This window comes from Paraburkholderia silvatlantica, assembly GCF_003096715.1.
GTDB lineage: Bacteria > Pseudomonadota > Gammaproteobacteria > Burkholderiales > Burkholderiaceae > Paraburkholderia > Paraburkholderia silvatlantica.
Window position 1 is genome coordinate 98,557 of sequence record NZ_QEOL01000031.1, and the last position, 7,253, is coordinate 105,809.

Below are 7,253 nucleotides of genomic sequence, written 5' to 3' on the forward strand. Positions count from 1 at the left end.
CGCCTCCTCCGTTTGGAGAATAAAAAAACGCCAGGCCTGGCCAGCCTGGCGTTTTTGCTTTCGGCTACGGGCGAAACGTCACTCGCAGTGGCCGCAGCCGCCGTGCGAATGTCCGTGATGCGCATGGTCGTCGGTCGGCAGATGCTGCGCGGCCTGCGCCGTGATGCCCAGGCGTTGCAGCAGCTTGCGGTCGGCTTGCGCCTGCGGATTGCTCGTGGTGAGCAGCTGGTCGCCGTAGAAGATCGAGTTCGCGCCCGCCATGAAACACAGTGCCTGGAGCGCGTCGTCCATCTGCTCGCGGCCCGCCGAGAGGCGCACCATCGCCTTGGGCATCGTGATGCGCGCCACCGCGATCGTGCGCACGAACTCGAACGGGTCGATCGGTTCGGTGCCTTCGAGCGGCGTGCCCGCAACCTGCACGAGATTGTTGATGGGCACCGATTCCGGATACGGCTCCATGTTCGCGAGCTGGGCGATCAGGCCCGCGCGCTCGCGGCGCGACTCGCCCATGCCGACGATGCCGCCGCAGCACACGTTGATGCCCGCGTCGCGCACGCGTTCGAGCGTCTCGAGGCGGTCCTCGTAGGTGCGCGTCGTGATGATCTTGCCGTAGTACTCAGGCGACGTATCGAGGTTGTGGTTGTAGTAGTCGAGGCCCGCATCGGCAAGTTCCTTGGCCTGGTGATCTTCGAGCATGCCGAGTGTCACGCAGGTTTCCAGACCCATCGCCTTCACGCCGCGGATCATGTCCTTGATCGGCTCCAGATGGCGGTCTTTCGGATTGCGCCACGCGGCGCCCATGCAAAAGCGCGTCGCGCCGTTGGACTTGGCCGCGCGCGCGGCTTCCAGCACGGCGTCCACGGCCATCAGCTTGCCCGCTTCGAGTTCGGTTTCGTAGTGCGAGGACTGCGGGCAGTACGCGCAGTCCTCCTCGCAGCCGCCGGTCTTGATCGAGAGGAGCGTGGAAAGCTGCACGGCGTTCGCGTCGAAATGCTCGCGATGCACCTGTTGCGCGCGGAACATCAGGTCGTTGAACGGCAGCTCGTAGAGCGCCGCGACGTCGGCGACTTTCCAGCGTGCAGCGGCTTCGGCTGCGGCCTGGGCGCTCGGCGCGGTGGCCTTCAGCGAGGTAAGGTCGATGTGGGTTTGCGTCATGGTGTCGTGGTCCTTCTTTACGTGACTGTGCTTGACTTGCATCAGGCGTCGGCGCGCAGGCGCGCGAGCAACGCGTCGATGTTCAGATGTCCGGCCGCGTCGTCGGCGCTGGCACCGCGCATATGCGGCACGACGCCGACGAGCGGCGCGCCGTACTGGGCGGCGAGACGCTCGCGCAGCGCGGCGATGTTTTCTTCGGGGAACGTCATGGCCGGATCGATACGGTTCGCGACCCAGCCCGCGAGCTTCAATCCGCGCGCGGCAATCGCTTCGGCCGTGAGCAACGCGTGGCTGATGCAGCCGAGCCGCATACCCACCACGAGCAACACGGGCAGACCGAGCGCGACGGCGAGATCGGCGGTGTCAACGGTTGCCGTGAGGGGCACGCGAAAACCGCCTACGCCTTCCACGACGACGGCGTCCGCGCGCTCGCACGCCGCCTCGTGGCAATCGGCGATGCGCGCCATGTCGAGCGTCACGCCTTCGAGCGCGGCGGCGATGTGCGGCGCGGCGGGCTCCTTGAGCAGAAACGGCGTGCGGACCGCGGGCGGCAGCAGCACGCTCGCGGCGGCGTCGAGCTGATCGGCGTCCTCGTTGTGCCACACGCCGTCGCGCTCGTACGCGCCCGCCGCGACCGGCTTGAGCGCCGTGGCGCGCAGCCCCGCGTGGGCGAAGCCGCGCAGCAGCGCCGCGCTCACGAAGGTTTTGCCGATCTCGGTATCGGTGCCGGTGACGAAAAGCGAAACCGTCATTGCGCGCACTCCTGCGCGCTTGTCCGTGCCTCGAGGCTCGCGCGCTGCAGCGAGGCGTTCAGCCGGTCGAGGTCGGCGTCCGAATGCGCGGCGCAGAGCGAAATGCGCAGGCGCGACGTGCCCTCGGGCACGGTGGGCGGACGAATGGCCGGCACCCACAGGCCGTCGCGCTCCAGCGCGGCCTGCAGCGCGAGCGTTGCCTCGTTCGCGCCGATGACGAGCGGCTGCACCGCGGTATGCGAATCGACGGGCTGCCAGCAGGTTCGCCCGAGCAGCGCACGCGTGCGCGCGATCAGATGCCTGAGATGCGCGCGGCGCGCATCGCCCTCCTCGCCTTCGATCAACCGCAGGCTCGCGGACACCGCATGCGCCACCGCCGGCGACGAAGCCGTGGTGAAGATGTACGGCCGCGCACGCTGCACGAGCCACTCGATCACGGTGCCGTGCGCGCAAACGAACGCGCCCGACACACCCGCCGCCTTGCCGAGCGTGCCGACCATCACGAGATGCTCCGAGCGCAGCGCGGCTTGTGCGAGCGCGCCGCGGCCTTGCGGCCCAAGTACGCCGAAACCGTGCGCGTCGTCGACCACGAGCCAGGCGCCATGCTGTTCGGCAAGTTCGACGAGACGCGCGAGCGGCGCGACGTCGCCGTCCATGCTGAACACCGTATCGCTCACGATCACTTTCGCGCTCGCGTCGGAGGCTTCGAGCAGCGCGGCGAGCGCCGCCATGTCGGCATGCGGATAGATCTGGATGTCGGCGCGCGAGAGCCTTGCACCGTCGATCAGCGAGGCGTGGTTGAGCGCATCGGAAAAGATCGTCGTGCCGCGCCCCGCAAGTGCGGTGAGCACCGCCAGGTTCGCCATGTAGCCAGTGCTGAAGTACAGCGCGCGCGGCGCAGCGGCAAAGGTGCCGGCGAATGCAGCGAGATCGTCTTCGAGCTGGGCGTGCGCGCGCGAGTGGCCACCCAGCAGATGCGAGCCGCCGCTGCCCGCGCCGTAGCGCTGCGCGCCTTCGGCGATGGCCGCGGCCAATTGCGGGTGCGCGGCGAGACCGAGATAGTCGTTGCTCGCAAAGCCGATGGTCGCGCGGCCGTCCACCTGCATGTGGGCGCTGCACGGCGTATCGGCGGTGCGGCGGCGGCGGCGCAGGCCGCGCGCGTCGATGTCGCGCAAGCCCTGTTCGAGGGTATCGAGCAGCGCGTTGTGATGATGCGCCATGTCAGAGGTCCTCCGCGACGGTGGCGTCGAAAGTCTCGCGCGTGCGTGTAGCGAGGAACGCCTGCATTTCGTTGTCCAGAATATACGGCGGCATGACGTAGACCGTCGTGCCGATCGGGCGCAGCAGCAGTTCGCGCTGCAGCGCGTTTTCGAAGAAGCGGCGCGAGAACGTCGCCGCGCGCCGCGGGTCCGGGAGCGCAACGTCGAACGCGAGTATCGTGCCGCACTGGCGCAGATTGCGCACGAGAGGATGCGCCGCGAACGGCTCGAACCATTCGCGCAGTTGCGCCGATTTGTGTACGTTCGCGGCCAGCACGTCGTCGCGCTCGAACAGGTCGAGCGTGGCGAGTGCGGCCCGGCACGCGAGCGGATTGCCCGTGTACGAATGCGAATGGAGGAAGCCGCGCGTCGTGTCGTCGTCGTAGAACGACTCGTAGATCGCGTCGCGCGACAGCACGATCGAAAGCGGCAGATAGCCGCCGCTGATGCCCTTCGAAAGCGTGAGCAGATCGGGCCAGATGCCCGCCTGCTCGCACGCGAAGAACGTGCCGGTGCGCCCGCAGCCCACGGCGATCTCGTCCGCGATCAGGTGCACGCGGTGACGGTCGCACAGCGCGCGCAGGCCCCTGAGATACGCGGGATCGTGCATCGCCATGCCGGCTGCGCACTGCACGAGCGGCTCGACGATCAGCGCGGCGATACGGCCTTCGCGCTCGACGAAAAGACGCTCGACATCGGCCAGCGCGCGGGCCGCGACATCGGCCGCCGTTTCGCCGGGTTGCGCCGCGCGCGCGTCGGGCGAAGCGACCACATGCGCATGGTGCAGCAGCGGATCGTAAGCATCCCTGAAGAGCTTCACGTCGGTCACACCGAGCGCGCCGATGGTTTCGCCGTGATAGCTGTTGGCGAGGCAGACGAATTCGCGCTTGCCGCTGTCGCCGCGGTTGCGCCACGAATGAAAGCTCATCTTGAGCGCGATTTCGACGGCCGACGCGCCATCGGAAGCGAAGAACGCATGACCGAGCACGCCGCCCGTGCGCGCCGACAGCCGCTCGGCAAGTTCCACGGCGGGCTCGTGCGTGCAGCCCGCGAGCATGACGTGCTCGAGCGTGTCGAGCTGCGCCTTGAGCGCGGCGTTGATCGACGGATTGGCGTGGCCGAAGAGATTCACCCACCACGAACTGATCGCGTCCAGATAGCGGCGGCCCTCGCGGTCGTGCAGCCATGGACCTTCTGCGCGCGCGACGGCCACGAGCGGCAGGCGCTCGTGATGTTTCATCTGGGTGCAGGGGTGCCACACGGCGCGCAGGCTGCGGGCGACCCAGTCGGTTGCGGCGCGATCTTCGCGGGCAAGGTGCTCAGGGCGTGCAGGGTGTTCAGGGTGTGATAGCGAATTCAAATACGACTCCCGATGCGACAGCGGAACCGAGATTAACGTGTTCGCTGCCGCAATGCACTACCCCGGAATTCGCCCTCCAACCCGCGGCCGCTCGACGTTTCGAGCTGTTCGGGACAACTGCGGACCGATGGAAAAGAAAGACCGGAAATGCGCGGAATTGACGACGGCAAAGTGAACCCGCCTTATGCAAAAAATCTGTGCGGCGGTGGGAATTTGCATAACGCGGGAGGGCGCGGCGGGAATTTTGGCGACGCGCGGCGAGTGCGCCGGCGCGCGAAAGTCAGACGATAGGGGCGGCACAACGGGGCGCGTACAAGGAAATGCCCTGCGCGATTAGAAAGCAAAACGGCCCGCGCAAAAGCAAAGCGACCCGCTTTGGGGCCGCAAGCTTCAGGCTGCGATGGAGAGTTTGTGCCCGGCAGTCGCCAGGCAACGCGCCTTACCGGCTCGCCAGCGGGTGGTCGCCGTCGTCGCTGTTGTTGTCTGCGGTAGCGCGCGTCGTGTCGCTGTCGCCGGTCTGGGCGGTCTGCGTGCCGCCGTTGTTCCAGACCACCGTATTGTTGACGGCATAGAGGCGGCAAGGATCGGCGCTGTGCTTTTCACAGTTCGAGATCGCCACGGCCATCGGATTGTCGCCGCCTTCGGCCCATGACCACGCGCCCGAGTCGGACACCGCGAAGGCCCGGCTCGGATACTGCTTGAGAAAGTTGCGATAACCGTCGCGGCCCGCCTGATCGACGTAAGGCACCGCGCCGACCGAGTCGATCTGCGCGAAGCCGGTGCCGCGCGGTGCGACCGGCGTGGCCACGCGGTATTGCACCGCAGTCGGCAGGCCGCGGTTGGCGAGGAACGCCTCGACCGTGGGCCACCAGATCTTCACGCCGTCGCGATCGCCCACGAGGCGGTGCGCGTCGTTCTTGTAGGCGCCGAAGTCCACGAGCTTCGCCATCGCCGCCGTGCGGTTCTCACCCGTTTGCGCGTCGTGATAAGCGGCGAACATCTTCGCAACGAGATCGGGCGACCACACCGAATCGTTGTCGCCGTAGAGCCAGAGCGAGGCCACGCGGGCCTTGCCGCCGTAGTCGCCGAACGCCTGTGTCAGGTTGCTCTGCCAGCCCGTGCAAGCGTCCTGGCGCAGGCCGCCCGAGAAGTTGATGAGCGCGCGCACGCCGCTGGCCGCCTCCGTGCCATAGGCCATGGTGGCCAGGCCGCCGTGCGAGGTGCCCGCGACAATGATCTGGCCCGCGTCGACATAGGGCTGCTTCGACATGTACGCGATGGTCGAAGCGACATCGGCCGCCTGGCCGAGGCCGTTGCTCGCGACATCGCAGCCGTCCTGCTGATACGAGCCGCCCGAATCCGCGAAGCCCTGGCGGTTCGGCGCGACGACGACGTAGCCGCGGCGCACGAATTCGCGCGCGAACGAAAGCGGGTCGCTGCGCGACTGGAGGCGCGGGTCGCCGGGAATCTTGCCGTGATTGAAGATCACCATCGGGAACGGGCCGGGGCCGTTCGGGCGGTAAATCGTGGTTTCGAGCGTGACGTCGCCCGATGCATCGACGGGAACGCGGATCACCTGCTCGTTCATGCTGGCGGGCACGACGGGCAGATACGCGTCGTCGAGCGCAATGCGCGGTACGTTGGCGCTGCCGAGGGGACCGCCTGCGAGGCCGGATTGGGAAGCGTTGGCGGAATGCGTGACCGTGGCGTTGGCGGCGAGTTGCGGGTTCGCACTCGCACTTGCCGGATCGGACAGCGACGCGGCGTGAGCAACCGAAAGCACACACGCGGTGCCGGCTACGACCCATCCGGTAAGGAGCTTCCTGAACGCCATGCGCTACACCACCTGCAAAAGACCTGCTGCTGTGAATCCGCCAACCGTCCGACCTTTCCCCATACCCGACCCGTTCAGGGCACAACGAGACACCGTTGCGCCTGGCCGCGAAGGCGGGAGCGAAGGCATGACCCGTAACGGGGATTTACATCGATCGGAGCACCTGCGCGGCGCAGTTCCATCGTCGATCAGACCCGCCGCCAGCACCCGTTTGCAGTCGCTACATGCATATGCGAAAAAGCTTTTTCCCGTATGCACTTACGTATCGCGCCGGACACTGTGAATAGATACTCGCACGACAAATAATTGTTGTGCAATTCAGGAGTAACCCGGCATAAGGCATGCCAGCGGCCCGCAGCCCCGCAAGGCATGGCGCGCACGGGATTCGGTTCGCAGCGAAGGTGCGGGTTTTTAAAGGGGGCCGGTGGGAGTGTCGCGCGCGGGCAACAGCCGCGCGATTGCGGATTGTTCAGTAAGCGCTTGTTTGCAAAGGCGTTATTTCCGGCGGCGGCGAGCGATTCGTTAGCCAGACGAAACGTCGCCGTCAACATAACGCCAGCGGCCGTCGTCGCCGCGCGTGAAGCGGCTCGTTTCGTGCAGCCGGTACGCGCGGCCGCCTGTCTTGTAGCGCGCGACAAATTCGACGACCGCGTGCGCGTCGTCGCGTTGTTCGTGGCGCTTCACGGCAAGACCCAGCCAGCGCGGGGCGCCCTCGGCCGCGGGATCGACGTCGAGATCGGCGGGACAGGTTTCGGGCGCCCATGTCGAGCGCAGATACGCCTCCTCGCCCAGTACGTAGTCGGGTCTGAAAAATTCGAAGGGCCCTGTGCAGCAAGGATTTGAAGCCGAAAGTGGTTGATGCATTTGCAGGATCCTGGCAGATTATGGGGAGT

At 66.9% G+C, this 7,253-nt stretch carries 6 protein-coding genes; all 6 read right to left on the reverse strand.

The window, feature by feature from the left end; translation table 11 throughout:
• Positions 1 to 78 precede the first annotated feature (78 nt).
• The 6 genes from bioB to C7411_RS32030 all read right to left on the reverse strand — a co-directional run bounded on the left by bioB (position 79) and on the right by C7411_RS32030 (position 7,224).
• A complete protein-coding gene (bioB, locus tag C7411_RS32005; RefSeq protein WP_110388064.1) occupies positions 79 to 1,155 on the reverse strand; it encodes a biotin synthase BioB in 1,077 nt (358 codons plus the stop codon).
• 41 nt (positions 1,156 to 1,196) lie between these two features.
• Positions 1,197 to 1,907 (reverse strand): dethiobiotin synthase, encoded by a 711-nt coding sequence (gene bioD, locus C7411_RS32010; RefSeq protein WP_110388049.1) that lies wholly within the window; start codon positions 1,905 to 1,907, stop codon positions 1,197 to 1,199.
• Positions 1,904 to 3,127: an 8-amino-7-oxononanoate synthase gene (gene bioF, locus C7411_RS32015; protein WP_110388050.1), complete on the reverse strand. Its 1,224-nt coding sequence runs from the start codon at positions 3,125 to 3,127 to the stop codon at positions 1,904 to 1,906. The genes bioD and bioF overlap by 4 nt, the downstream gene beginning before the upstream one ends.
• A gap of 1 nt (position 3,128) precedes the next feature.
• Positions 3,129 to 4,526: an adenosylmethionine--8-amino-7-oxononanoate transaminase gene (gene bioA, locus C7411_RS32020; RefSeq protein ID WP_110388051.1), complete on the reverse strand. Its 1,398-nt coding sequence runs from the start codon at positions 4,524 to 4,526 to the stop codon at positions 3,129 to 3,131.
• Between the two features lie 439 nt (positions 4,527 to 4,965).
• Complete coding sequence (locus C7411_RS32025; protein WP_110388052.1) at positions 4,966 to 6,360, reverse strand: dienelactone hydrolase family protein; 1,395 nt, start codon at positions 6,358 to 6,360, stop codon at positions 4,966 to 4,968.
• A gap of 522 nt (positions 6,361 to 6,882) precedes the next feature.
• Positions 6,883 to 7,224, reverse strand: coding sequence for a YchJ family metal-binding protein (locus C7411_RS32030; protein ID WP_165822933.1), 342 nt, complete (start codon positions 7,222 to 7,224; stop codon positions 6,883 to 6,885).
• Positions 7,225 to 7,253: the final 29 nt, after the last annotated feature.

Bases quoted from the DNA above. Each gene is read 5' to 3' on its own strand.
- bioF (WP_110388050.1), bottom strand. From the start codon at position 3,127: ATGGCGCATCATCACAACGCGCTGCTCGATACCCTCGAACAGGGCTTG.
- C7411_RS32025 (WP_110388052.1), bottom strand. From the start codon at position 6,360: ATGGCGTTCAGGAAGCTCCTTACCGGATGGGTCGTAGCCGGCACCGCG.
- C7411_RS32030 (WP_165822933.1), bottom strand. From the start codon at position 7,224: ATGCATCAACCACTTTCGGCTTCAAATCCTTGCTGCACAGGGCCCTTC.
- bioD (WP_110388049.1), bottom strand. From the start codon at position 1,907: ATGACGGTTTCGCTTTTCGTCACCGGCACCGATACCGAGATCGGCAAA.
- bioB (WP_110388064.1), bottom strand. From the start codon at position 1,155: ATGACGCAAACCCACATCGACCTTACCTCGCTGAAGGCCACCGCGCCG.